The sequence below is a fragment of the Bradyrhizobium sp. JYMT SZCCT0428 genome (assembly GCF_018131075.1).
In the GTDB taxonomy this organism is placed as follows: Bacteria; Pseudomonadota; Alphaproteobacteria; order Rhizobiales; family Xanthobacteraceae; genus Bradyrhizobium.
Map to the genome: position 1 here is coordinate 24479 of NZ_JAFCLS010000018.1, position 23458 is coordinate 47936.

Consider the following 23458-nt stretch of genomic DNA (forward strand, 5'->3'; position numbering starts at 1 on the left):
ATATCCGCGGCAGTTGCGGTCGATCCGAACGTCTTGGCCTCGCAAGTTTCACAGGGAATAGCGTATGCGGCTGGTTGCCAAACCCACCGAACAAGAGATCATCGAGGGGCCGCAAGCGGTATCCTTTCAGATCGCGAACGGAAACGCGCGGCAGCGCTGCATTCTGCAAACCGATCTTCCGACGCAGGCGCAGGCCCACAAATATCTGCTCACCAATTGGCCCGTGATCGAGCGGATGGCGCGCGAGGCTCTCGCGACCGGCATCCTTGACGATGGTCAAATCAAACTGGCCATGGTCTAGATTCTTGTCTTGACGCGTTTTCTACGCAGATAAGTCTACGCAATCTGTGCGTAAGCTTGATTGCTATGCGAACCGCTGTCCACTTCGCTCGAAAACGCTATAGTCCGTTCAACAATCAATGTCGGTTTTGGTCTACAGGGAAAAGTCATGCTCAAGGATCGCGAGAATATCCTGAATGCGCTTCGCGAGAAGCCGCTCAAGGTCTACGAGATCATGAAACGCGCCAACCTTCCGAATGAGGAAGCCTGCCAGTCGCTGCTTCTGAAAATGCGCGATGAGGGTCTGGTGAAATTCGACATCCACAAGGGACGCTGGCTTGCCGGATGATGGCGCGGCGCGGCCGACACGCCGCGCCGAAAATCGATGCCGGCCCGAAGCTGGATCGCGGCTAATCTGGGCCGCGTGTGTCTCGAATGTCCCGCAAGAGCCAGGCGAGCACAAGAACCGATGGCGTCCACGCGAGTAGTGCTCCGATCAACATCGCTTGCGCGCTTGTCATGAGGGCTCCTCCACTTACGCTATAGACAATTTCCACCTCGACGGTTTCGGCTCATCTCGGTCCGAGAGACAGCCTCCAGTCCGGAGCTGCCGCATCGCTGGATCATTTTTGGTTTGCGACAGACGGCTCGGGGCATTTGTAGAGCCATCTCCAGTAGGCCTTGTTACGATCCCGCTGACGCTTGCTGTGCTCGCGGCACCTGGACGAGCAGAATTGCCCGAAGCGCCAGCTGAAACGGACCAGCCCGAACGGGCGGTCGCAGTTCGGATTGTCGCAACGATTTGTCATGATGCGGCCTCCGCATTCGATCGCAGGATCAGGCGAATGAATTTTTCCTGGCCTTGGCCGAGGCAAGAACGTCCGCAATAACGTTCACGCGCCGGATTTCGAAGACATACTATCTTGGGTTCTTCACTGTCGCATTCGGAACAGCGTGGGCCTGTACGCATGGCGACCTCCTCCTGAGGAATTGCCATTCACTGATCGTGGTGTACTGGTTGTCGTGCCGTCGGATTTACCGGAGGGCGACGATGCCTCACTCTCGTTCCGTCCCGCCCCATATTCAACTTGTCTAGATGGTTGATCGGCTTATCCCTAGGTATGACCGGCCCGAAACTGCCAATTTCGGTGGGATGGAATTGTTGTTCTGGCCCTGTTGCCGGACCGATCGGGATAGCGGCGCCAGATGCCGTGTTGACCCAATCGGATCGGGTCATCTGCTTTTTTTACTCGCCGTGCCCGCGCAGCGCGGCGTCGAGGCAGTTGATCAACGCCTCTCCCGTGAAGGGTTTGGTGAGAAAGCAGCTCGCGCCGGCCTTCAGTGCCTGCATGCGCGCGCTCTCGGTCGCGAAAGCGGTGATGAAAATGAATGGCAGCCGGTATCCGTCGGCAACCAGGTGAGCCTGCAGTTCGAGACCGCTCATGACCGGCATTTGAATATCTGCGATCACGCACGAGGTGTCATGCAGATGAGGCGACCGCAGGAACGCCCCGGCCGATTCAAAGGTGTGAACGACGTATCCAAGCGTTCGCACGAGATTGTAGGTCGCGGTGCGAACGGAGCCGTCATCGTCAATGATTGAAATCACGGGTGGGTTGGCCAAAGCGGTGCTTCCTGACGTGCCGGCAGAATGCCTCTTGCTGCAAGCCGCTTGAGGGCAGAGTGCGTCGCAAATCAGGGGCGGAAAATCATACTTAGGTTTGCAGGACGGGGGGTGGATCGCTCAACGACCCGCCGCTATTGCGGCGGCGCCGGGCGCTGTATTTCGAGCGCCTGGGCCATCTTCACCAGATCGGCCAGCGATTTCGCGGCCATTTTTCTCATGATGTTGCCGCGGTGTATCTTCACGGTGATCTCGGCAATGCCGATTTCGGCCGCGATCTGCTTGTTCATGAGCCCGGTCGTGACCAGTGCCATCACCTCGCGCTCCCGGGCAGTCAAGGTCGCGAACAGCGCGTGCAGGTCGGAGCGGATCTTTGCTTCATTCCGGCTGTTTCGATCGCGTTCGATGGCCGCCGTCACGGCATCCAGCATGTCCTGATCGCGGAATGGCTTGGTCAAAAAGTCGACAGCCCCGGCCTTCATGGCCCTGACCGTCATCGGGATATCACCGTGGCCCGTCATGAAGACGATGGGAATGTGAATGCCTGCCTTGGCAAGGTCGGCCTGAAAGTCGAGGCCGCTCAGCCGAGGCAACCTGATGTCAAGGATCAGGCAGCTCGGAACGTCCGGCAGCTTGCTCTGCAGAAATTCAGCGCCCGAACCGAACACTTCGACGCGCAAGCCCACCGAGCGGAAAAGATTCCGGAGCGCTTCACGCACCGACACGTCATCGTCGACAACATAGACGATCGGCTCGTCCGGGCCGCCAACGTTGCGAGGCGAGTTTGAGCGGGGGGTCACGGCGTATGGTCCTCTGGATGCATCGGCAGGCTGAACTGAAACGTCGCGCCGGGCCCGACATTGATGGAGGCCGACAGTCGCCCGCCATGGGACTCGACGATTGATCGGCAGATCGACAGGCCCATGCCCATGCCGTCGGATTTGGTAGTGAAGAAGGGGGCGAACAGCCGGTCGGCATTCTGAATGGCCAATCCGACACCGGAGTCTGTTACCGTGACCAGAATCTGGTGGGCGTCATCCTGGTGCGTCCGGATCGCCAGCTTGCGCGGTCGGTCGGTGACCGGTTGCATCGCTTCAATGGCGTTGATGACGAGATTGAGGATGACCTGCTGCAGCTGAATCCGATCGCCGAGGACCGGGCTGAGAGCAGGAGCGAGGTCCTTCCGCAGCACGATCCGGTGGCTGAACAGTTCGCGATGCAGCAAGGTGACCACCTCATTGACGACCGCATTGATGTCGAGAGGCGCTTTCTGATCGGCGGTCTTGCTTACCAGCCCGCGGACGCGCTGGATCACTTCGCCCGCCCGGTTGCCGTCATCGACAATCGAGGCCAGGGCGCTGCGCGCTTCCTGCAGTTCGGGAGTGTCGCGATCGAGCCAACGCAGGGCGGCCGAGGCGTTGGCAACGACGGCGGCCAGCGGCTGGTTCACTTCATGGGCAATCGACGCGGCCAGCTCCCCGAGCGCCGTCACGCGCGTGACATGCGCCAGTTCAGCCTGTGCCTCGTGCAGTTTCTCCTCCGCTCGCCTTCGTGCCGTGACGTCCGTCACCGCGCCGACAAATTCGATGCCATCAGATGCATCGGTTACGGCATGCGCCGTTGCGTGGACATATTTGACCGAGCCGCCGGGCATCAGCAATCGATATTCGTGATCGAAATCCCTGCCGTCGCGGGACGCCCGGTCGATGGTCTGTTGCGCGCCCGCTCGATCATCGGGATGAATGCGTCCAATGACCGTGTCGAGTGCGACAGAAGGCGACTTTTCAAAGCCGAATATCCTGAAGGTTTCGTCCGACCAGATGATTTCGCCGGTGGCGACGCGCCAGCCGAAGCTGCCAGTGTGGCTCAATCGCTGTGCTTCGGCCAAGTAGTTTCCACTCTGCCGCAAGGCGTTTTCGGCTTCCTTGCGCTCGGTGATGTCCTCGCATGCGATCAGCACGATCAGCCGGTCATCCTGCCGTCGCACGGCTTTCGCGTTTTCACGAACCCACAGCGCCGAACCGTCCTTGCGGACCTTTCGGATCTCCCAGCTATGGGTTTGCCCGATATGCGCCAGACAGATTTCAACGCTTTTTCGCACCGTGTCCCGGTCTGCTTCAAAGAAGACCCCGAGCACCGGTTGTCCCCGCAATTCGCTGACGAGATAGCCGAGCTGGGCGGCACCAAATGTGTTGACCGACAGGACGATGCCGTCCGCATCGACCATGAAATACATCACGGGGTTATGCTCGAAGACCTCCTTCCACTGCGCCTCGCTCTCGCGCAGGGCTTCTATTGCGCGCTGTTCCGCGCTTGCCCGGCTCTCAAGCGCGGCTTCCATCTGCCTGCGGGTGCTCCCTACCAGGTGCATCACGATCAATGAAGCGAGAAATAGGGCGAGGAGCAGCACGACGGCAATCAGATAGTCGGCAACCTCCGGGGCGGGACCGAGCACGAGCCAGATGCAAGCCGCCGTCAACGATGCCAGCGCCATGCCGCCGAGCAGCGATTGCTCGGCCGAGCGCCGGGATTTTAATATCTGGTTACGCATGGCATTCGGCCGTCCGGCCCCGCGCCGCGTCGTCAGGTGATCATCACCATCGACGGCAACACGTGGCCCCACGAGTGGGCCGTATCCTAACAGCTTTTCCAGGCCCGGAGGTATGGTGCATCGCGATACGCAGGTGGCTCAAAGCGCTTGACGGTCGCGGCCGTTCGTCGCGCCTGCAAGCCCCGGTTGACGATCGCGGAACGCGCAATGTCGACAACTGGATATCACTGCGGGAGGAGGTGGGCGCTCGTTGTCCCTCGCAAGGCTCAGGCCGCTGATCCTAAACCTAAGTATGCTCCTCTCACCCAAATGTAACGTGCATATCAACCTCCGTTCAATGGTTCGGCGATTCTCCGCGACTAGGCTGGCGCGATAGCCGAGCAGCAGCAGGTTTCTCGCGCCGTCGCTCTTGCTGATTGAACGTTGAACCTCGGCGCCGCTGTCCGGGATAGTCGCATTGTAAACATCGCTTGCGTAACGACCGCCGTCTCGTGCCGCCACAAATTCGGGGATTGAGATGCCAAAGCCAAGCCTGCAATTGATCCACTGTTCGAACGACATTCGCCCGGGCGCAAGACGCCGGCAGGACAGCACCAGCTTCCAACCATATGTTATTCCTGGAGGCGCGCGATCCGTGCCGGGCGAGCGTTCATGGGAGGCCGCGCTTGATCTGGTCGATTTTAGCGTTTTGGTTTGCTATGAAAACTATCTTGCCTTCCTTGAGGCGAGTGCAGCCATCCTCGCCGGCTCCAAGTGGACTAATCATGAAAAGACCCGCTAGATTGACCCGGCACGCCCGAACCATGCGTGGTGCATCGACAATCCCTTGCTCCGGGTCGTCAACGCCACCCGCGTCGGCCAGCTACGGTGTCCTACAACTTGTCCGCAGAGCCGAAGCTGGTCACTCTGCTGAGCTGCGCATCTCGAACTGGGGGGCTGGTGCCTGATGTTATCGTCCGACAGGATCGCGCTGTTTATCGATGGCGCCAATCTCTACTCGACCTGCAGAGCGCTTGGTTTCGATGTCGATTACAAGCGTCTGCTCAGGGAATTCCAGAGCCGCGGTACGCTGCTGCGGGCGTTCTATTTCACGACCATTATCGAGGATCAGGAATACACATCGGTCCGCCCCCTGATCGATTGGCTCGACTATAACGGCTACACCGTCGTCACCAAGCTCACCAAGGAGTTCATCGACCCCAGCGGCCGTCGCAAGGTGAAGGGCAGCATGAATATCGAGCTCGCCGTCCATGCGATGGAGCTTGCCGATCATGTCGACCGGATGTTCCTGTTCTCGGGCGACGGCGACTTCCGCTCGCTGCTCGAAGCGGTGCAGCGCCGCGGCGTCCACGTGACCGTCATCTCGACCATTGTCAGCCAGCCGCCGATGGTGGCGGACGACCTGCGGCGTCAGGCCGACGCCTTCATTGATCTTGCCGAATTGAAGCCAGTGCTGGGGCGTGACCCGTCGGAGCGGCCGGCGGCACGTGAGATACGCCAGCAATCGTCGCAAATCCCGTCGCACGTGACGATCAATGGAAATGACCTCAGGTCATGATGTCTCCGGGATGTCGTCCCGCTCATCCGTGCTGTGTTTGTTCTGATGACGAATCCCCGCGCGCAAAAGGGATTCGCGCACCGTCAAGAATTGACGGGATCGCGTCCCGATGCATCATTGTGCGATGTTCGGTTTCTTCAAAGGTTGCCGCCTGGCCCGCATGAGCAGCGGGCGCTTTTGCGTGGTGCGCGATCTCGGCCTCGTCAAGGGCGGCAAGGGCATGCGGTACCATGAGGTGGTGATCGCCTTCAGCGTCCGCGAGCTGCTGAAGTGGCTGCGCCAGCCGTCGGCGAAGCGGCTTGAGCCGGAGGCGGGTTCGCGAGCGAGCGTCTTGCCCCATGAACCAGAGGCGTTGGCTAACCTCGGACCACGCTCCTGAAGGCAGCCGAAAGCGCGGCAAGCGCATCGCGCGGCCGGCCGTCCTTGACCCTGGAGTGAAGCAAGACCGGCAAGCGCGGCAGATCGGGAAGCCCGAGCTTGGGGCCGACCTCGACGGCGCCGAATGGCAGCATGCGCGGCGCCAATGCCGCAACGCCGAGCCCGGCCATGACGGCGGCTGCGACCGCCGCAACGCCGCCGCCGACGAAGATTTCCGTCCAGGGCACGTTCGCCGCATCGAGCAGCCGCCCGGCCATCGCCCGCACGCCGCAGGGCTCGGCCATCGTGGCAAGCGGCAAGGGCTCGCCCGCGCGATGCTGCCAGCCGGGTGCTGCGAACCAGCCGAACTTCTCTTCGGCGAGAATTTCACCGTCGCTCCGGCCTGCCTCAAAGCGGACGATCACCGTGTCGAGTTCCCGCCGGTCGAAGCTTTGAAGCAGGTCGGCCGATGATCCGATCCGGATTTCGATCAGCAGCTGCGGGTCCTGCGCGTTCATGCGCGCGATCAGCGCGGATAGCTCAGGTCCGGCAACATGATCACTGATGCCGATGGTGAGGCGTTGCCGGGCACCGGCAAATACGGCGAGCGCGCGATCGTGCACCGCCAGGAGTTCGCGGGCGTGTTCGAGGAAGGTGGCACCGTGCGCCGAAAGCTGCACGTGGCGGGGCGTCCGCTCGATCAGCCGGCAGCCGAACCTCTCTTCGAGCCGCTTCAGCTTCAGGCTGACCGCGGCCTGCGTCGTCCGCATGGCCTCAGCCGCGCGCGTGAAACTGCCAAGCTCGGCGATACGGACGAAAGCCTTGACGGCATCGAGGTCGAGGGGGCGTTCGGTCATTTCCAGCCATTATAGCTGATATCCGTATCCATAGCATACCAAAATAGCCTGATGGCGTTTAGCGTTCGGGCCAGGACAAAATGGACCGGGACAAAATGGAAAGGATCAACTGTGCCGCTGCTTCGCATCTCACTGCGCGCCGGAAAGCCGGAAGCCTACCGTCAGGCGATCTTCGACAGCCTTTATCGTGCGATGCGCGAAGCGTTGAACGTGCCCGAAGACGACCAGTTCATGACCATCACGGAGCATGACGCAGCAAACTTCCGTTACGGCAATGCCTTTGGCGTCGTCCGGAGCGACGACCTCGTGTTTATCCAGATCACGGTGTTCGACACCCGCACCGCGGAACAGAAGAAGGCGCTGTTCCGGCGGATCGCGGCGTTGCTTGGCGAGCGCCCCGGCATACGGCCGGAGGACGTGTTCGTGAACATTCTCGACGCCGCGAAGGAGAATTGGTCCGTCGGCCACGGGCTCGCGCAATTCGCGTGACAGAGGATCGTTAGTCAGCTCGGAACCGTCTCGTATGCAGACGGAACCCATTCGCATGCAGATCTTTGATTGGCTCGGCCGGAAACATTGCTGCTTTGAGCCGTTCTCCATGGAAGGAGATTGCGATGAGCACCTTCCGAGAGATAGCAGAGGCGCAGACCGAGCGGGTGATTGGACAGATGCCCGGCGATGAGCTGCTGGTGAGAGAAGGCCAGTCGCGGTTGCGGACAGCGGAGAGTGAGGCTGAACCTTCCGAGGATCGGGCCAAAGATCGCGCCAAGGATCGCGCCAAGGGTGCGGACCAGGGCATCGTCCGTGATGAGCGCGGACAGGAGCAGCCAAAGGACAAGGCGCGCGCCCAGCAGGTGAGCCGTGTGGACAAGGGCAGCGATCCGCCCGGCAAGAAGGCCTAGGCGCTCGCTGGCCGATGAGAAGCCGTGCGCGGCGGCCCGAAACCAGGAAGTCGATATGAAAAACCAGCTTGTTTCCGACGACCCCGGTGGGCGGATCCACGTCATCATTCTGGATTCCGGCGAAGAAACGTTTGCGGCGCTGACGCGGTTTGCGAACGATGCAAAGATGACCGCGGCGTCCGTCACGGCGATAGGCGCCTTCGAAAGGGCTGTCGTCGGCTGGTTCGATTTTGCAACGAAAACCTACAAGAAGATCGAGGTCAACGAACAATGCGAAGTCCTGAGCGCGCTCGGCGACGTTGCCGTTGGCGATGACGGCAAGGCCAGTCTTCACGTCCACATCGTGCTCGGATTGTCCGACGGATCGACGCGGGGCGGCCATCTGCTTGCCGGCACGGTGCGGCCCACACTCGAGGTGGTCCTGACCGAAGTCCCCGCCAGGTTGCGGCGGAAGAAGAAGGCCGACCTCGGCATTGCCCTCATCGATATCGGCTGATCGCCACAAATGTTTGCCGCTGGACCCAGGCCGTAAGCAAACGTTTAGCCGAGGGCTATAAAATACCGGTGATCACGTCCTGTGTTAACCACCGGTTAGTCATGCGCCTCCTGCCGATGAGCTCCGACAAGTCTTGGCGTTCGATCAAGGCGCAATGGAAGAAGGACGCTGAAAGCGTCGGCGAAGACTTTTCCACGTTTTCGAACGGAAGCTACGCGGCGTTCGACGCCCTGACCAAGGACGGCGACAACCCGACGCTGTATTGCCTTTCGGACGGAGAGAAGATTCACGCGGCCTGTCAGGTCAGCCGGCTGATGATGAGCAAATTCCCGACCCCGATCCTGCGCGCGCGCTTTGTCGTGGTCTCGCCGCTCTATGAACTCGGGGTCGCTACATCAGGCCAATACGCGCAGACCATGGTCGCCCTGTTCTCCGGGATCGTATGGTTGTCGCGCGACACGCTGTCGGCGGGTCATGTCCGCTTCTTCCTCAAGAGCCCCGGCGATGCGCAGTTCTTCGCGGCGCTGCAGGTCGTGACAGAGCATTCGCCGTTCTCGGCATTCGCGATCGACGGGGCGTTGATCGAGTGCAGCTTGAAAGAGGCGGAAGTTCCGGAAATGGCCTGATCCGGACCCGCGCTTTAACCCCCCAATAACTGATTTTGCTAACGCCCTCTTGGGTTGTCTTCCCGTACAAAAGCGACCGTGGGGGCGGGCAAAATGCCGGGAAGTGCATCGAATAGCGTCATCGCGGGGAGCCTGCGGCGGTCAACCGCCGGCGTGCTGTCCCGGATACGCCTCGGCGTGGTGCAGTGGCTGATTCTGTGCGCCGCGGCGATGGTGATCGCGATCATGCTCGGCACCGGCTATTTCGCGCTGCAATTCCGCGAGCGTGCGCTGGAAGTCGCCGAGCGCGAACTCAACAACACCGCGCTGCTGCTGTCGCGCCATTTCGACCAGCAGCTCAGCGATCTCCAGCACGTGCACGACGACGTCCTGAACTATGTCCGGGCGGACGGGGTCAACACACCAGACGAATTCGAGAAGAAAATGTCGACCTTGAGCGCGCATGAGATGGTGCGCACAAGGCTTGCGACGTTGCCGCATGTCGGCGCCCTGAATCTATTCAATGCCAAGGGCTGGCTGATCAATACCTCGCAGATGTGGCCGGTGGGGGACGTGAACATTTCCGACCGGCGCTATTTCCAGGAATTCACGTCGGGAAAGCCGACGCCCGACATGATCGTCGAACCGGTCGTCAGCAAGGTCACAAAGGTCTGGACCACGGTGTTCGCGCGCAAGATCGTCGGCCGCGATGGCGAGATCATCGGTTTTGCCAGCCGCGGCGTCGAGCCCTCGCATTTCGAGGATTTTGTCGGCTCCCTGGCGCTGGACGGCGATACCGCGATTTCAATGATCCACCGTGACGGCACCATCATCGCCCGCTATCCGAAAGACCCAAAGCTGCTCGGCGTGAACGTCGCCAAGTCGCCGTCGTTTCAGCGGGCGCTCGTCCTGAACGGCAACATCTCGGGACGCTTCACCAGCTCGTCCCAGAATGAGGACAAGGTCGGTGCGGTCCGCTCGCTGATGCATTTTCCGATCCTGATCGTTGCGACGACCAAGACCGAGACCGCGCTGGCCGACTGGCGGGCGCAGACCAAGCTGCAGTTTTGCGCGGCGGCGCTGGCGATCATCGTCGTTGTCGTCATGATCTTCCTGATCGTGCGCCAGTTGCGCAGCCAGCATGCGGCAGCCCAGCACAAGCTGTCGGAAAAGACCCAGCATCTGGACGCCGCGATCAACAACATGACGCAGGGCCTGTTGCTGTTCGATTCCTCGGCCCGCCTCGTCGTCTGTAATCAGCAATATATCGACATGTTCGGCGTATCACCCGACATCGTCAAACCAGGTTGCCATTTGCGCGACATCATCCTGCATCGCCAGGAGCAGGGAAGCTTTGTCGGCGACGTCGACGCCTATTGCGCGAGATTTCTCAACCCCACGGACGACGGCGTCCGGATCGTCGAGACGACGACACCTGACGGGCGCACGATCCAGCTGATCTACCAGCGCTCGCCGGACGGCGGCTGGGCGACCACGCTGGAAGACGTGACCGAGAGGCGGCGCGTCCAGGCGAGGATCCAGCATCTTGCCCATTACGACTCGCTGACCAATCTGCCGAACCGAACGCTGTTCCAGCGCCATGCCGAGGCGCTGCTCGGGGAATCCGACGGCGCGCAATTCGCAATCCTCTACATCGATATCGACGAGTTCAAGCGCATCAACGATTCGCTCGGCCATCTGATCGGCGACGAATTCCTCAAGGGCGTCGCGGATCGCCTGCGCCAGTCGGTCGGGCCCGACGACTTCGTCGCCCGTCTCGGCGGCGATGAGTTCGCCGTCGTGCAGCGTGACGTCACGTGTGATAATGACGTCAGCATTCTGGTCGAGCGGATCTACGATCGGCTGCGGACGCCGTTCGATTGCAACGGCCATCGCCTCTCCAGCGACGCCAGCATCGGCGTCGCAGTCGCGCCGCGTCACGGCTCCGATCTGTTCGCGCTGCTGAAGAGCGCTGATCTGGCGATGTATGCGGCGAAGGCGGCGGGCCGCCGTACCTATCGCTTCTTCGAACCGACCATGGAAAAGCAGGCCAACCATCGCCGCGAGCTCGAGAGCGATATGCGCGCGGCGCTGGTCGATGGCGGGTTCGAACTGCACTACCAGCCGCTGGTCGATTTGCGCAACGACGAGGTCAGGGGCTGCGAAGCGCTGCTGCGCTGGCGGCATCCGCTGCGCGGCATGGTTTCGCCCGCCGATTTCATTCCGGTGGCCGAGGAGACCGGCCTGATCGAGGAGATCGGACAATGGGTGCTGCGGACCGCCTGCGCCGAAGCTGTCACCTGGCCCGCGCATGTGCGCATCGCCGTCAACGTCTCGCCGGTCCAGTTCCGCTCGCAGTCGCTGTCGCTGAAGGTCGCCGCCGTACTCGCCGACACCGGGCTCGATCCGCGCCGGCTGGAGCTTGAGATCACCGAGGCGGTCTTGATCGCGGACGATGACGCAGCGCTTGTTGCGCTGAACCAGCTCCGCGCGCTCGGGGTTCACATCGCGCTCGACGATTTCGGAACCGGCTATTCCTCGCTGCAATATCTGCAGCGCTTCCCGTTCGACAAGATCAAGATCGACCGCAGCTTCGTCAAGGAAGTCACCTGCAATTCGAGCTCGGCCTCCATCATCAAGGCGGTGGTGAGCATCGCCGCCGACCGCAACATGATCACGACGGCCGAAGGCGTCGAGACCTTGCAGCAGCGTGAAACCGTGCAGGATCTGGGCTGCACCCAGATGCAGGGATACCTGTTCAGCGCGGCGCGCCCCGCGCATGAAATCCGCGCGCTGCTGGCCGCGTGCCCGGCCGCGGTCGAGGATGCGGCGTAACGGCCGCCGATTGCCGGCAGGATTCTTTTTGACGCGTTTCCTTCACGCGAACCGGGATCCACTTCGCTCGGAAACGCTCTACAGCCGCGCGTCTGAAATTGCCTTCCGCAGGATGCGCGACAGCGACTCGACCGAATAGGGTTTCTGGATCAGCTCGAAGCCGCGATGGGCATTTTCCGCCAGTACGTTGCTGTAACCGCTGGTCAGCACCACGGGCAGGCCCGGATAACGTTCGCGAATGACGCCGGCGAGCTCGACCCCGTTCATACCGGGCATAATGACGTCGGAGAATACCAGATCGGCGGCAAACTCGTCTTCGGCCAGGATCGCCAGCGCGGTGTCGGCATTGTCGGCGCGGCGCACCATGTAGCCGAGGTCCTCCAGCAGCTCGGTGGAGAACTGTCCGACATCGTCATTGTCCTCGACGACGAGAACGCGGTAGCCGCGTCCGCGCGGGCCGGGCTCCTGGCCTTCGGCCGCGGCTTCCGCCGCCTGCGTCGGCATCGCGGCCTGCGGCAGGTAGATGGTGAAGGTCGCGCCCTGTCCGGGCTCGCTGATCACAGCGATATCGCCGCCGGATTGCTTGGCAAAGCCGAAGGCCTGGCTGAGGCCGAGCCCGGTTCCCTTGCCGACTTCCTTGGTGGTGAAGAACGGTTCGAAGATCGCCTCGATGTGCTCGGGGGTGATACCGAGGCCGGTGTCGGTCATGGCGATGGCGACGAAGTCGCCGCTGCGTGCGCTCTGGGCACGCAGGGCAGGGACGGAATGAGCCTTCCTGACGCTGATCGCGAGCCGGCCTTCGCCCTCCATGGCGTCGCGAGCGTTGACCGCGAGATTGATCAGCGCGGTCTCGAACTGCGCGATATCGGCAATCGCGAAGCAGTCGGGCGCGGAAATATCGACCTCGATCCTGATTCTAGGGCCGACAAGCGGACGAACCAGCTGGGCGACCGCTTCGACCTGGGCGCCGACATCGAACACCTGGGGCTTGAGCGGCTGCCGGCGGGCAAACGCCAGCAATTGCGCGGTCAGTTTCGAGGCGCGCTCCACGGTATCGGAAATCGCATCGATGTAACGCCGGCGCCGCTCATCCGGCAGGTCGCGGCGGCGCAGGAAATCGGTGGCCGAGCGGATGATGGTCAGGAGATTGTTGAAATCGTGCGCGACACCGCCGGTCAATTGGCCGACCGCTTCCATCTTCTGCGACTGCCGCAGCGCTTCCTCGCCCTTGCGGCGCTCGGTGATATCAATGGCTTCCGGAACCGCACCGATGACCGCGCCGTGCTGGTCGCGCAAGGGGCGCATCGCGAAGTCGAAATAGCGCTCGCCGACCGGCAGATGCAGCCGCATCTCGGTCTTCACCTCATCGCCCCTCATGACCGCGACGAAGGCATTGCGGACGGCGTCAGGCATGCCCTCGGTGGCGCCAAACCACGGCGTTTCCCAGAACGGCTTGCCAATGACGTCGGCGGCGTCGGCGCGAATCCCGTCCAGCGCCGTCTTGTTGGCGTAGAGCACATCGCCATGTGGATTGAGCAGCGCCTGGTACTGATGGCTGGTCTCGAAAATCGCGCGCATCTGGGCTTCGTTGGATTCCAGTTGCGCCGTCCGCTCCGTGATCCGCAGTTCCAGGGTTTCGTTAAGCCTCCGCAGATCGCTTTCGGCCTGCTTGGCGGCGGTGATGTCGTGGGCGACGCCGATGAAGCCGATGTGGTTTCCGGTCGGGTCCCAGCGCGGCTGGGATTCCGACCTCAGCCAGCGCCATTCGCCGTCGGCGCGCTTGTAGCGGGCCTCCAGCACGAACGGCTTCAGTGAGGCCTCGCCGGCGACCGATTCCTGCAGGATGCGCGGCAGATCGTCCGGATGCAGCACCTTGCGCCAGTCGAACCCGATCGCCTGCTCGAACGGCAATCCTAGGAAATCGACATAGGCCTGGTTGGCGAAAGAGCGCGTGCGGTCGAGCTTGGTGACCCAGATCGGGACGGGGGCGCTGTCGGCGATCAGGCGGAAGCGCTCCTCGCTTTCGCGCAGCGTTTCCTGGGCCAGCATTTGGCCTGACACGTCGAGATCGGCGCCGACCAGGCGCAGCGCGCGACCGTCGCGGCCGCGCTCGATCTTGGCAACGACGCGGATCCATCTGATGTCGCCGTCATTCGGCCGGATGATGCGGTATTCGGCCGAATAGTCCTGGCTGTCGCTCCGCAGCACGCCGAACAGATGTTTGACCGTCCGCTCGCGATCTTCGGGATGGATTCGACTGACCCAGTCCGAATAGGTCTCGCTGGCCGCCTCGGGTGGCAGCCCGTGAACGAGGAGGTATTCCGGAGAGCGGCGATTCTTGACGCCGTCGCGAAAATCGATTTCGAGGCCGCCGACACCGGCTATTCGCTGGATCCGCGCCAGCTCCGCCTCGCGTTCCTGCAGCGCGCGATGAGCCCGGTCGCGCTCGCGCGCGATTTCTTCGAGATGTTGACGCAGCCTTTCCGCAGCGGCTGCCTCGGGAAGTGGGTTGGAATGATCAGGAGGAGTCATACGCGCCCGCAAGCCTCTTGCGGCACTCTCACACAAGAGGCGCAAGGTTTGCCAGCATCATTTGCTTTCATTTGCTCTTGGCGGGGGGACGGCAATTATAGGCTCTGCGGAACCCGCCGGCCTGGGCGTCCTCTTCGGAGCAAAACCACCGGTCCGGATTGGTCAGTCCCGGATAGCTGCGGCAGGCCTGCAGATGATAGATGCCGAGATTGCCGGTGACACGGGCGCGGACCGCGAACTTGCCCTTGATGTTGCAGCCGGACGGCATCACGAAATCCTCGGGGAATAGGGCCTCGCGAATCTGGCGGTCGCGGTCGGCGCGGCATGCGGCGCCCAGCAGCGTGCCGTCCTTCTGGCCGCGGCGGAAATCTTGCGGCGCTGCGAAACAGCCTTTCCAAAGTCCCTGACGGTCGTCTTTGGCGCGGGCCTCGTCGGTCTTGAAACGCCCGGTTGCAGAGGCGTCGATATTCAGGGCGAAGCCCTGGCGGACCAGCAACTGGCTGAGGCTGGTGGGGTCGCCGCCCTCGATCTTGCACACGCCGAGGCGCCGCTTTTTGAAGGTGGGATCGACGCCGAGATCGTCGCAGCGGATCTGGCGGCCGCCGATCAGCTTGACCAGTTGATCGCGCGCCTCGATGCCGCAGGCCCAGCTGTCGGCGTGTTCGTCGATGCAGAGCTGATCGAACGCCGGGGCGTCGATCCCGTCGAGCCGGTAGGTCACGTTGCCCAATTGAACCGTGCCGCCATCCTTGACGGTCGCCGTGGCGGCCCAGGTCCGGGACGAGGAAAGTGAGACCAATAACAGCGCAACAATCAGAACAACCCGTGACCGCATGTGTCTCACTTCAAATCTCTTTCGTATCCGCGCGAACCTTCTAGCACATGCCGGCATCCCGGAACCAAGGGCGGCCAGCGTTACGATGTGTCACCATCCTTCAGCAACTCAATTTCTCTCGCCATATTGGCGCGGGCGCGCAGGTCGTATCGCGTTGCAAAACTGGGGTCAGGGAAGATCACGGGCCTCGCCATGAAGCGCTGGAGGACGTCGGAACGCCCGGACCGGTAGGCGGCATCCGGAACATGGGAAAATTCCTTCCGGATCGACGAGGCATAGGCGTCGTACCGGTCTGGTTCAGCCCCCAATATGCTGAGGTCGATCGAAATCAGGATCGCGCCGAGGCGGTCGCCGGGCGTGACCTGGTGGGACTTTGTCAGGCGGATCAGCCGGCCGACTTGCGCTCGGACATCCGATGACACGGCTTGCTCGGCAAGCAGGGCGCTCTGTTCTTCATTGTCCGATTTTGTGGGATCGTAAACCGCGTCGTGCCACCAGATGGCCTGAACGAGCAGATCACGCTCGGCCGCGGAAAGGTGATCGACGGACGACAATAGATCGAGGCAATCCTCGATATGCGCCAGATTGTGATAGTGGCGACCCGGAGCCGAATAGGCGGCGATCAATGCGTCGTTGGACATCCACAAGATGTAATGCAATGCGGATGCGGCGGAAATGGCTGGGGCCGTGCGGCTCCATCCACAAGCGAGGGACATCGTCTCATGCGCCGCGCATATTCATTGACTTCACAAGAACAAAATAGGAACATAACGCTCCGCCGTGAGATCAGCGCCATGCCTTGTTCCTCCCAGCCAGCCACCGAACCGAATGACGAGCTGGAAACGGCGGTCGATCAGGCCATTTCGGCCTGCGGCGGCGATATGCGCGCGACCATCCGCGCGCTGATCGTGGCCAACGAATATCTGGAAACCGAGGTCGGCGAACTGATGAAAGCGGTGTCGCACGCCTATACGCGCGGCCGGTTTCAAAGCTATTCGGGCTGACGGGCTGCAGTCGGCCGCTGCCTGAGCAGGCGGCTCGAAACTGGACCGTTGCCTCGGTCGATTTTTGCTGTACGGGTTTGTTAGCCGCGTCTCCGCATGTCACATTGCGGGTGAGGATCCTGCCCCAGGCCTTAAAACAGCAAGCCTTAAAATAAAGCTCAAGCAAGAAGCACATGTTCAAACGAATTCTGATCGCAAATCGCGGCGAGATCGCCTGCCGGGTCATCAAGACTGCGCGGCGCATGGGGATCGAAACGGTAGCCGTGTATTCCGAGGCCGACCGAGATGCGGTCCATGTCGAAATGGCCGATGACGCGGTGCTGATCGGCCCGCCGGCCGCGTCCGAGAGTTACCTTGTGATCGAGAAGATCGTCGAGGCCTGCCGCAAGACCGGGGCGCAGGCCGTGCATCCCGGCTACGGCTTCCTGTCCGAGCGCGAATCCTTTCCGCGCGCGCTGGCCGAGGCGGGCGTCGTCTTCATCGGTCCGAACCCCGGCGCCATCGCCGCGATGGGCGACAAGATCGAATCCAAGAAGGCCGCCGCCAAGGCCAAGGTCTCGACGGTGCCGGGACATCTCGGCGTCATCGAGGACGAAAAGCATGCGGTGAAGATCGCCGACGAGATCGGCTATCCCGTGATGATCAAGGCGTCCGCCGGCGGCGGCGGCAAGGGCATGCGCATCGCGCATTCCAAATCCGAAGTCGCCGAAGGCTTCAATCTCGCCAAGGCCGAGGCCAAATCCTCGTTCGGCGACGACCGCGTCTTCATCGAGAAATTCATCGTCGATCCCCGCCACATCGAAATCCAGGTGCTGGGCGACAAGCATGGCAACGTGATCTATCTCGGCGAGCGCGAATGTTCGATCCAGCGCCGCAACCAGAAGGTCATCGAGGAGGCGCCGTCGCCGCTGCTCGACGAGACCACCCGCCGCAAGATGGGCGAGCAGGCGGTCTCACTGGCAAAAGCCGTGAATTATGATTCCGCCGGCACGGTGGAATTCGTCGCCGGCCAGGACAAGAGCTTCTACTTTCTGGAAATGAATACCCGCCTGCAGGTCGAGCACCCCGTCACCGAACTGATCACGGGCATCGATCTGGTCGAGCAGATGATCCGCTCCGCCGCCGGCGAGAAGCTCATCATCGCGCAGAAGGATGTCACGCTGACCGGCTGGGCGGTGGAATCGCGCGTCTATGCCGAAGACCCGTTCCGCAATTTCCTGCCCTCGATCGGCCGGCTGGTGAAATACCGCCCGCCCGCGGAAGCGAGCCATGACGGCATCACGGTTCGTAACGACACCGGCGTGCAGGAGGGCGGCGAGATCTCGATCCACTACGATCCGATGATCGCCAAACTCGTGACGCATGCGCCGTCTCGGGCGGCCGCGATCGAGGCGCAATCGGCGGCGCTGGATTCGTTCTATATCGACGGCATCCGCCACAACATTCCGTTCCTGTCGGCGCTGATGAGCCATCCGCGCTGGCGCGAGGGCAATCTGTCCACCGGCTTCATTGCCGAGGAGTTCCCGAAGGGATTTGCGGCGCGGCCGCCCGAAGGCGAGATCGCGCGGCGGCTGGCGGCGGTCGGGGCTGCGATCGATCACGTGCTCGGCGAACGCAAGCGGCAGATTTCCGGCCAGTTGAACGGCCGGCCGGTGCAGCGCGAGCGCCGCCGCGCGGTATGGCTCGATCGCGCGGAAATCGCGCTCGACGTCGCGCGCGAGGCCGATGGAATCGCGGTGCGCTTCATCGGCGCCGACGATCTGCCGGGCAATCCGCATCAACTGGTCTCGAACTGGACGCCGGGCGTGCCGGTCTGGCAGGGCACCATCGACGGCCATTACGTGGCGATGCAGGTGCGCGCGATCCCGAACGGCATCCGCCTGGCGCATCAGGGCTTCGAGGTTCCGGTCAACGTCTTCACCGAGAGTGAGGCGGCGGCGGCCCGGCTGATGCCGGTGACGTCGGCGGCCGATACCGGCAAGAAGCTGCTGTGCCCGATGCCCGGGCTCATAGTGTCGATCGCGGTTGCCGAAGGGCAGGAGGTCAAGGCCGGCGAAACGCTGGCCGTGGTCGAGGCGATGAAGATGCAGAACGTGCTGCGCGCCGAACGCGACGGCACGGTAAAGAAGATTCACGCCGCCGCCGGCGCCACGCTCGCGGTGGACGCGCTGATTTTGGAGTTTGCGTAAGCAGGCAACACATACACCGTCATTGCGAGCGCAGCGAAGCAATCCATAGCGCGGCATAAAGAAAGAATGGATTGCTTCGCTCCGCTCGCAATGACGGTGGATAGAACTGAGGTAGCCCGATGGCCTTCCGCCAACGCCGCGAAAAATTGCGTGCCATCCTCAACGGATCGACCTGCATCCGGCCGGGATCGGTTTACGATCCGGTCTCCGTCCGCATCGCCGAGGACCTCGGCTTCGAACTTGGCATGTTCGGCGGCTCGGTGGCCTCGCTGGCGGTGCTCGGCGATCCCGATATCACGCTGATCACGCTCACCGAACTCGCCGAACAAATGCGCCGGATGTCGCGCGCCGCGGCGTTGCCGGTGCTGGTCGACGCCGACCATGGTTACGGCAATGCGCTCAATGTCCGGCGGACCGTGCAGGAACTGGAGACCGCGGGTGCTGCGGGCCTCACCATCGAGGACACGCTGCTGCCGCAGGCCTTCGGCGTCTCGGAGCCGCAGCTGATTCCGCTCGAGGAGGGCGTCGGCAAGATGCGGGCGGCGCTCGACGGGCGCCGCGATCCCGCGCTGGTCATCATGGGCCGCACCGGAACGCGCGGCGGTGGCCCGTCGGCGGCGAGCTTCGAGGAATGCCTGGTCCGCGCCAAAGCCTACAGCGCCACCGGCGTCGATGCGCTGTTCTTCACCGGGCTGACGACGCGCCGGGAAGTCGAGGCGATTGCAGCGGTGACGACGCTGCCGATCGTGCTCGGCAACCCCCAGGGCGAACTCGATGACGCGGCCTTTCTCAGTAGTCAGCGGGTGAAGATTGCACTGCAGGGACACACGCCTTTCGCCGCCGCCACGCAAGCCGTCTACGAGACGCTGAAAGCACTGCGCGAGGGAGCCTCGCCGAAGAACCTCAAAGGCCTCGCATCGTCAGAGTTGACCGGGCGAGCCATGCGCGAAGCCGATGTGAAGGCGCGCAGCGCCGAATTTCTCGGGCTGAAGAAATAGATGACCAGTGCGATCCGCCATGTGACGGTCACGGGCCGGGTACAGGGCGTCGGCTACCGTGCCTGGGTCGCGGACGAGGCGATGACGCGTGATGTCGAGGGCTGGGTACGCAATCGCAGGGACGGCAGCGTCGAGGCATTGTTCGCGGGGCCTGCGGACGTCGTCGCCGACATGATCGCAGCGTGCCGGCGTGGCCCGTCGATGGCGCGGGTCGACGCGGTGAGGGAAGAGGACGCCCATCCTGACGCGTTGAAACTGCTACGGAGAGGGGAGCGGTTCTCGCTGTTGCCGACGATCTGACATTGGCGCGGATCAAGTTCGTTGCCATAGTCGGCACTGGCCGAAACCCGCCAACGAGGTGATCCATGAAGCCGCCAACTTCCGAACGCGATTGGAGGCGTGTCCATCATTCGCCGATGTTCTGGGTCGGCCTCGTGCTGTGCCTTGCCGCGATCGCGATCTACCTGTGGTCGGATGACCTGTCGTGGCGGCCGGGGACGCGATAGCGAGGGGGAGTTAGGCCAAGCCCGGGTCAGTGGGCCTTGCCCATGTAAAGCTGATACAGCGTGATGACTTCGAACGCAATCAGCCCGACGATGATGAGTTCGAGGCGCAGGGTTCGGCGCGTGTCGATAATATCGGCAAGGGTGTTGGCCCTCTCCGCGACCACAGCAAGTTTCCGGTTGAGCGCATCGAGCCGCTCCTTGAGCTCGTATTCGTCTTCAAGCCGGGCATAAAGCCGCTCGAGGTCGGGACGATCCCACAATGCGTCAGGCTTTTCACCGATCGCAACGCGGCCGGAGACCCTGTGCTGGACCAGCAGGGCGCTTCCGATCAGTTGTAGGACGCCCTTTCGATCACGCCTGGTTCGTCCGTGATCTGCCAGCTCCTTGGCAAACGGTTCGATGATCTCGAACACCTTCGCCACTTCGCGTTCGTCGTGCGCCAGTACGACGCTCTTGGCCAGCACGTCGGCCACGACAAGAAGCCTTGCCGGCGACATGTCGCGCAACTGTATGGGTCCGCCGGACAGGACCTGATCCTCGGTCTCACCCTCACCGGCGAAGGCGAGAATGGCGGCTTCCTCTTCACGGCGCGCCAGCTTGCCGTCGATCCGGGGTTTCAGTGTTTCCAGGAAGCGGCTTTGTTCGTCCGACCCAAGGCCGATCAGGACCGCCACCCCGTAGCGGAACAGAACCGCGACGCCGCTCGTGCCAACCCTGATCGCGAGCGGGATCGCCGAGAGCGCCTCTGTTTCGAAGCCGATCGTATTGATGCGGTCGCCGACATGCAGCGCGTGCGCCGTGACCCGCGTCCCGATTTCAGCGGGAATGAATTCGGGTTTGGTCATCTCGCCGTCTCCTCAAGGCCGATGCCCGGAGGTTACGCGCGTTCCATGACAGGCGCGATGCGATCGCCAGTCTATGCGGTCGCGCGAATCGGAGAGGGCGGCGCATCGATGTGCCGGTACTTGTGTTCCGACGACATCACCAGCCGATAAGCTCGCAGCTTGGAATCCTGCCAGACATCGAGAAGTTGGCCGCAGGTCGTACATTCAATCCGGCCCGGCCGTCCAATCGGTGAACTTGATTCCGCGACTTCGTAAGCTGACGCGCAGGATGGGCAGGTGAAATCGGATATTTTCATTGGCGGAACCTGTGGTGTTTTGAGCAGGACGATTGTTCTGGATCAATGTGGCACCAGAAGGGTCCAGGCTGACGCGGGCCGCATATAATTTGTGCGCACGCGCTAAATCCGGTCGTCATGGCAGCAGGGCTGACATGCAGAACTGATATGTGGACGGTCTCGCCGAAGACCTTGATCCGTGATCACGCGCGCTAATGCGCCAGCTTGCGTTCGACAGGCGCCAGTTCTGGATCGTGCTGGATCGACCCGGCCTCGACATAACGCAGGACCGGCGATGAATAGACGAAGCTGCGATTGCGGCCGAGCCGCTTGGCCTCATAAAGCGCGGCGTCGGCTTCGCCGACCAGCGCCGCTTCGCCAGGCGTCGAACGCGTCCGGGTGGCAATGCCGGCGCTGATGGTGACGAAGCCGCGGTTGGCGGCGGTGTTGGGAAGGCCGAGGGCGCGCACGGTCAGCCGGATCGATTCGGCGACTTTCAATGCATCGTCTTCGGAAATGTTCGGCAGCACGACGGCGAATTCCTCGCCGCCATAGCGTGCGGAGAGGCCCGATGTATTCGAGGTCGCATCGCCGATGGCTTTGGCTACGGCCTGCAGGCAGCGGTCGCCGGCCTGGTGTCCATAGGTGTCGTTGTAACCTTTGAAGTTGTCGATGTCGAACAGCAGCACCGAAATCTCTTCGCAGGCCTCAAACTGGCGTGCCAGAAAACCATCGAAGGTGCGGCGGTTGGTCAATCCGGTCAGGCCGTCGGTGGCCGCAAGCTGGGTCAGGCGGCGGTTGAGCAGGTTCAGCTCATCTTCCATCCGCTTGCGTTCCGTGATGTCGCGCAGCACGCCGACAAACTCCGCCTCGGCGGGATTGTCGCGTTCCGATGCCTGCTTGAAGTTGCTTTCGACCCACACGATCGATCCGTCGGCACGGTAGGTCCGGAACTCGGCTGTGCTGACGGCGCCCGAACCGTTCAGCCGCGCGCTCGCGGTCATCACGCCTTGCTTGTCCTCGGCGTGAACCATGTCGAAGCAGGATTTGCCGACGAGGTCCTGCGGGCGAACGCCCAGCATCTGTTCGACCGAGTGGGACACATAACGAAGCGTGCCGCGGCCATTGAGCAGGATAACGACGTCGGCGATATTGTTCGCCAGCAGGCGATAGTGCGACTCGCTCTCCCGCAGCGCGCGCTCGGTCCTGGCTCGAAAATTGAACTGCGCCGAGAGCAGGGCTGCGAGCAGGATGATCACGCACAGCAATACCACTGCCACGATCGCATCCGTGCGCAGGTCCATCGACCAGGCCGACAGCAGCCAGTCTTCGGACATCGCCACCGTGACGACCAGCGGATAACGCGGCGCCGCCTCGTATCCGAAATACTTTACGATGCCGTCGAACGGTGAAATGATCTTGTAGTATCCGGCCGAGCTCCGTTTGAGGTGCGTCGTGAACAGGTCCAGTCTGGAAAGGTCAGTGCTCTGGCTCGAGAACGGCCAGCGGGACAGGACGGCACCGTCATTGCGCAGCAGGCTGATGCCGCCGTCGGGTCCGAGCTGGAATGCGCTGTAGAAAGCGCTGAAGTAATCGCTATCGATCGCGGCTGTCAGCACGCCGCCAAAGCTGCCGTCCTGTTTGGTGACACGCTTTGAGAGCAGGATGGTCGGTCGCCCGGTGAGGCGGGATTGAAACATTTCGCTGATGCGTAGCGCCTTGCCGGCGGTGTCGCGATGGTAGGCGAAGTAGGGCCGGTCGCCATTGTTGTAGCGTGGTGTTTCCGGCAGCGATGAATAGCGCCAATTGCCGTTGGTATCGAGCACGCCGATCTCGCGTATTTGCGGCAGCGCGGCCACGGTGTCGGCCATGTATTTGTTGAACCGCTCCGGCAGGGGGGTTTGATACATGAGCAGATCGACCATGCCACCCATCGCGATGTCGGCGGCTTGAATGGTGTGCCCGGCGTGCTCGGCCAGCGAGTGGGCGAGGTTCTTGATGTCGGTGGAGCCGCGCGACAGCGCGGCCGATTTGGCTTCGAGCGCCTTCCAGACCACGACGCCCAGGATGCAGGCCGTCATGACCAGCGCAAAGAAGACCACGACCATTCCCGGCGTGATCCGCCGCAGGAGGCCGTTTTGGTTTGCGAGGTGTCGATCGGGCATCTTCCGCCTTGATGGGGGAGTGCCAAATCATTCTGACCGGCAAGC

The 23458-nt window shown here is 62.4% G+C and carries 25 protein-coding genes; 15 read left to right on the plus strand and 10 right to left on the minus strand.

Annotated elements, in window-relative coordinates:
• Positions 1-64: 64 nt before the first annotated feature.
• Positions 65-301 (plus strand): hypothetical protein, encoded by a 237-nt coding sequence (locus JQ575_RS19640; protein WP_212034863.1) that lies wholly within the window; start codon positions 65-67, stop codon positions 299-301.
• A gap of 147 nt (positions 302-448) precedes the next feature.
• Positions 449-628, plus strand: a complete 180-nt coding sequence (locus tag JQ575_RS19645; protein ID WP_192733787.1) for a hypothetical protein — start codon at positions 449-451, stop codon at positions 626-628.
• Between the two features lie 897 nt (positions 629-1525).
• Here the strand turns inward: JQ575_RS19645 and JQ575_RS19650 are convergent.
• The 3 genes from JQ575_RS19650 to JQ575_RS19660 form a co-directional block, all read right to left on the minus strand.
• Positions 1526-1903, minus strand: a complete 378-nt coding sequence (locus tag JQ575_RS19650) for a response regulator transcription factor (RefSeq protein WP_249166764.1) — start codon at positions 1901-1903, stop codon at positions 1526-1528.
• A gap of 134 nt (positions 1904-2037) precedes the next feature.
• Entirely contained in the window at positions 2038-2703 is a 666-nt protein-coding gene (locus tag JQ575_RS19655; RefSeq protein ID WP_212034864.1) for a response regulator transcription factor, read from the minus strand.
• Positions 2700-4526 carry a PAS domain S-box protein gene (locus JQ575_RS19660; RefSeq protein WP_312015973.1) on the minus strand — a complete coding sequence of 609 codons (1827 nt, stop codon included), beginning with the start codon at positions 4524-4526 and terminating at the stop codon, positions 2700-2702. The genes JQ575_RS19655 and JQ575_RS19660 overlap by 4 nt, the downstream gene beginning before the upstream one ends.
• Positions 4527-4971: 445 nt before the next feature.
• Here JQ575_RS19660 and JQ575_RS19665 point away from each other — a divergent pair, with 445 nt between their 5' ends.
• The 3 genes from JQ575_RS19665 to JQ575_RS19675 all read left to right on the plus strand — a co-directional run bounded on the left by JQ575_RS19665 (position 4972) and on the right by JQ575_RS19675 (position 6391).
• Positions 4972-5235 (plus strand): hypothetical protein, encoded by a 264-nt coding sequence (locus JQ575_RS19665; RefSeq protein ID WP_212034865.1) that lies wholly within the window; start codon positions 4972-4974, stop codon positions 5233-5235.
• Between the two features lie 165 nt (positions 5236-5400).
• The gene (locus JQ575_RS19670) at positions 5401-6012 is read left to right on the plus strand and encodes an NYN domain-containing protein (protein WP_212034866.1); all 612 of its coding nucleotides are present in this window, start codon (positions 5401-5403) and stop codon (positions 6010-6012) included.
• 124 nt (positions 6013-6136) lie between these two features.
• A complete protein-coding gene (locus JQ575_RS19675) occupies positions 6137-6391 on the plus strand; it encodes a hypothetical protein (protein ID WP_212034989.1) in 255 nt (84 codons plus the stop codon).
• On the opposite strand, the gene JQ575_RS19680 is transcribed toward JQ575_RS19675, so the two are convergent.
• On the minus strand, positions 6369-7226 hold the full coding sequence (locus tag JQ575_RS19680; protein ID WP_212034867.1) for a LysR family transcriptional regulator: 858 nt from the start codon (positions 7224-7226) through the stop codon (positions 6369-6371). The genes JQ575_RS19675 and JQ575_RS19680 overlap by 23 nt on opposite strands.
• Before the next feature lie 111 nt (positions 7227-7337).
• Here JQ575_RS19680 and JQ575_RS19685 point away from each other — a divergent pair, with 111 nt between their 5' ends.
• The 5 genes from JQ575_RS19685 to JQ575_RS19705 all read left to right on the plus strand — a co-directional run bounded on the left by JQ575_RS19685 (position 7338) and on the right by JQ575_RS19705 (position 12064).
• Positions 7338-7715 carry a tautomerase family protein gene (locus JQ575_RS19685; RefSeq protein WP_212034868.1) on the plus strand — a complete coding sequence of 126 codons (378 nt, stop codon included), beginning with the start codon at positions 7338-7340 and terminating at the stop codon, positions 7713-7715.
• 125 nt (positions 7716-7840) lie between these two features.
• Positions 7841-8128, plus strand: a complete 288-nt coding sequence (locus JQ575_RS19690; RefSeq protein ID WP_212034869.1) for a hypothetical protein — start codon at positions 7841-7843, stop codon at positions 8126-8128.
• A 55-nt stretch (positions 8129-8183) separates the two neighbouring features.
• Positions 8184-8624, plus strand: coding sequence for a PPC domain-containing DNA-binding protein (locus JQ575_RS19695; protein ID WP_212034870.1), 441 nt, complete (start codon positions 8184-8186; stop codon positions 8622-8624).
• 116 nt (positions 8625-8740) lie between these two features.
• Entirely contained in the window at positions 8741-9250 is a 510-nt protein-coding gene (locus tag JQ575_RS19700; RefSeq protein WP_212034871.1) for a hypothetical protein, read from the plus strand.
• A 93-nt stretch (positions 9251-9343) separates the two neighbouring features.
• Positions 9344-12064 (plus strand): EAL domain-containing protein, encoded by a 2721-nt coding sequence (locus JQ575_RS19705; RefSeq protein WP_212034872.1) that lies wholly within the window; start codon positions 9344-9346, stop codon positions 12062-12064.
• 78 nt (positions 12065-12142) lie between these two features.
• Here JQ575_RS19705 and JQ575_RS19710 read toward each other — a convergent pair whose 3' ends face one another.
• From JQ575_RS19710 to JQ575_RS19720, 3 genes are all read right to left on the minus strand, one after another.
• The gene (locus tag JQ575_RS19710; protein WP_249166766.1) at positions 12143-14596 is read right to left on the minus strand and encodes a PAS domain-containing sensor histidine kinase; all 2454 of its coding nucleotides are present in this window, start codon (positions 14594-14596) and stop codon (positions 12143-12145) included.
• A gap of 67 nt (positions 14597-14663) precedes the next feature.
• The gene (locus tag JQ575_RS19715) at positions 14664-15431 is read right to left on the minus strand and encodes a thermonuclease family protein (protein WP_212034874.1); all 768 of its coding nucleotides are present in this window, start codon (positions 15429-15431) and stop codon (positions 14664-14666) included.
• Positions 15432-15511: 80 nt separating this feature from the next.
• On the minus strand, positions 15512-16072 hold the full coding sequence (locus JQ575_RS19720; protein WP_212034875.1) for a phosphohydrolase: 561 nt from the start codon (positions 16070-16072) through the stop codon (positions 15512-15514).
• Between the two features lie 153 nt (positions 16073-16225).
• On the opposite strand from JQ575_RS19720, the gene JQ575_RS19725 reads away from it, so the two are divergent.
• The 5 genes from JQ575_RS19725 to JQ575_RS19745 all read left to right on the plus strand — a co-directional run bounded on the left by JQ575_RS19725 (position 16226) and on the right by JQ575_RS19745 (position 20128).
• Positions 16226-16435, plus strand: coding sequence for a hypothetical protein (locus JQ575_RS19725; RefSeq protein ID WP_212034984.1), 210 nt, complete (start codon positions 16226-16228; stop codon positions 16433-16435).
• Positions 16436-16608: 173 nt separating this feature from the next.
• A complete protein-coding gene (locus JQ575_RS19730) occupies positions 16609-18624 on the plus strand; it encodes an acetyl/propionyl/methylcrotonyl-CoA carboxylase subunit alpha (RefSeq protein WP_212034876.1) in 2016 nt (671 codons plus the stop codon).
• 119 nt (positions 18625-18743) lie between these two features.
• Positions 18744-19622 (plus strand): oxaloacetate decarboxylase, encoded by an 879-nt coding sequence (locus tag JQ575_RS19735; RefSeq protein WP_212034877.1) that lies wholly within the window; start codon positions 18744-18746, stop codon positions 19620-19622.
• Positions 19623-19922, plus strand: coding sequence for an acylphosphatase (locus JQ575_RS19740; RefSeq protein ID WP_212034878.1), 300 nt, complete (start codon positions 19623-19625; stop codon positions 19920-19922). It abuts the gene before it with no gap.
• Between the two features lie 65 nt (positions 19923-19987).
• Positions 19988-20128: a hypothetical protein gene (locus JQ575_RS19745; protein ID WP_212034879.1), complete on the plus strand. Its 141-nt coding sequence runs from the start codon at positions 19988-19990 to the stop codon at positions 20126-20128.
• Positions 20129-20154: 26 nt separating this feature from the next.
• Here JQ575_RS19745 and JQ575_RS19750 read toward each other — a convergent pair whose 3' ends face one another.
• From JQ575_RS19750 to JQ575_RS19760, 3 genes are all read right to left on the minus strand, one after another.
• Positions 20155-20973 (minus strand): RMD1 family protein, encoded by an 819-nt coding sequence (locus JQ575_RS19750; protein ID WP_212034880.1) that lies wholly within the window; start codon positions 20971-20973, stop codon positions 20155-20157.
• Between the two features lie 71 nt (positions 20974-21044).
• Entirely contained in the window at positions 21045-21269 is a 225-nt protein-coding gene (locus JQ575_RS19755) for an MJ0042-type zinc finger domain-containing protein (protein WP_192733766.1), read from the minus strand.
• A 191-nt stretch (positions 21270-21460) separates the two neighbouring features.
• Positions 21461-23413 (minus strand): diguanylate cyclase domain-containing protein, encoded by a 1953-nt coding sequence (locus JQ575_RS19760; RefSeq protein WP_212034881.1) that lies wholly within the window; start codon positions 23411-23413, stop codon positions 21461-21463.
• Positions 23414-23458 lie beyond the last annotated feature (45 nt).

Coding starts and splice junctions, on each gene's coding strand:
- JQ575_RS19760 (WP_212034881.1), bottom strand. CDS start 23,413: ATGCCCGATCGACACCTCGCAAACCAAAACGGCCTCCTGCGGCGGATC.
- JQ575_RS19715 (WP_212034874.1), bottom strand. CDS start 15,431: ATGCGGTCACGGGTTGTTCTGATTGTTGCGCTGTTATTGGTCTCACTT.
- JQ575_RS19705 (WP_212034872.1), top strand. CDS start 9,344: ATGCCGGGAAGTGCATCGAATAGCGTCATCGCGGGGAGCCTGCGGCGG.
- JQ575_RS19735 (WP_212034877.1), top strand. CDS start 18,744: ATGGCCTTCCGCCAACGCCGCGAAAAATTGCGTGCCATCCTCAACGGA.
- JQ575_RS19640 (WP_212034863.1), top strand. CDS start 65: ATGCGGCTGGTTGCCAAACCCACCGAACAAGAGATCATCGAGGGGCCG.
- JQ575_RS19645 (WP_192733787.1), top strand. CDS start 449: ATGCTCAAGGATCGCGAGAATATCCTGAATGCGCTTCGCGAGAAGCCG.
- JQ575_RS19680 (WP_212034867.1), bottom strand. CDS start 7,226: ATGACCGAACGCCCCCTCGACCTCGATGCCGTCAAGGCTTTCGTCCGT.
- JQ575_RS19730 (WP_212034876.1), top strand. CDS start 16,609: ATGTTCAAACGAATTCTGATCGCAAATCGCGGCGAGATCGCCTGCCGG.
- JQ575_RS19720 (WP_212034875.1), bottom strand. CDS start 16,072: ATGTCCAACGACGCATTGATCGCCGCCTATTCGGCTCCGGGTCGCCAC.
- JQ575_RS19670 (WP_212034866.1), top strand. CDS start 5,401: ATGTTATCGTCCGACAGGATCGCGCTGTTTATCGATGGCGCCAATCTC.
- JQ575_RS19710 (WP_249166766.1), bottom strand. CDS start 14,596: ATGACTCCTCCTGATCATTCCAACCCACTTCCCGAGGCAGCCGCTGCG.
- JQ575_RS19665 (WP_212034865.1), top strand. CDS start 4,972: ATGCCAAAGCCAAGCCTGCAATTGATCCACTGTTCGAACGACATTCGC.
- JQ575_RS19675 (WP_212034989.1), top strand. CDS start 6,137: ATGTTCGGTTTCTTCAAAGGTTGCCGCCTGGCCCGCATGAGCAGCGGG.
- JQ575_RS19700 (WP_212034871.1), top strand. CDS start 8,741: ATGAGCTCCGACAAGTCTTGGCGTTCGATCAAGGCGCAATGGAAGAAG.
- JQ575_RS19745 (WP_212034879.1), top strand. CDS start 19,988: ATGAAGCCGCCAACTTCCGAACGCGATTGGAGGCGTGTCCATCATTCG.
- JQ575_RS19755 (WP_192733766.1), bottom strand. CDS start 21,269: ATGAAAATATCCGATTTCACCTGCCCATCCTGCGCGTCAGCTTACGAA.
- JQ575_RS19725 (WP_212034984.1), top strand. CDS start 16,226: ATGCCTTGTTCCTCCCAGCCAGCCACCGAACCGAATGACGAGCTGGAA.
- JQ575_RS19740 (WP_212034878.1), top strand. CDS start 19,623: ATGACCAGTGCGATCCGCCATGTGACGGTCACGGGCCGGGTACAGGGC.
- JQ575_RS19750 (WP_212034880.1), bottom strand. CDS start 20,973: ATGACCAAACCCGAATTCATTCCCGCTGAAATCGGGACGCGGGTCACG.
- JQ575_RS19690 (WP_212034869.1), top strand. CDS start 7,841: ATGAGCACCTTCCGAGAGATAGCAGAGGCGCAGACCGAGCGGGTGATT.
- JQ575_RS19695 (WP_212034870.1), top strand. CDS start 8,184: ATGAAAAACCAGCTTGTTTCCGACGACCCCGGTGGGCGGATCCACGTC.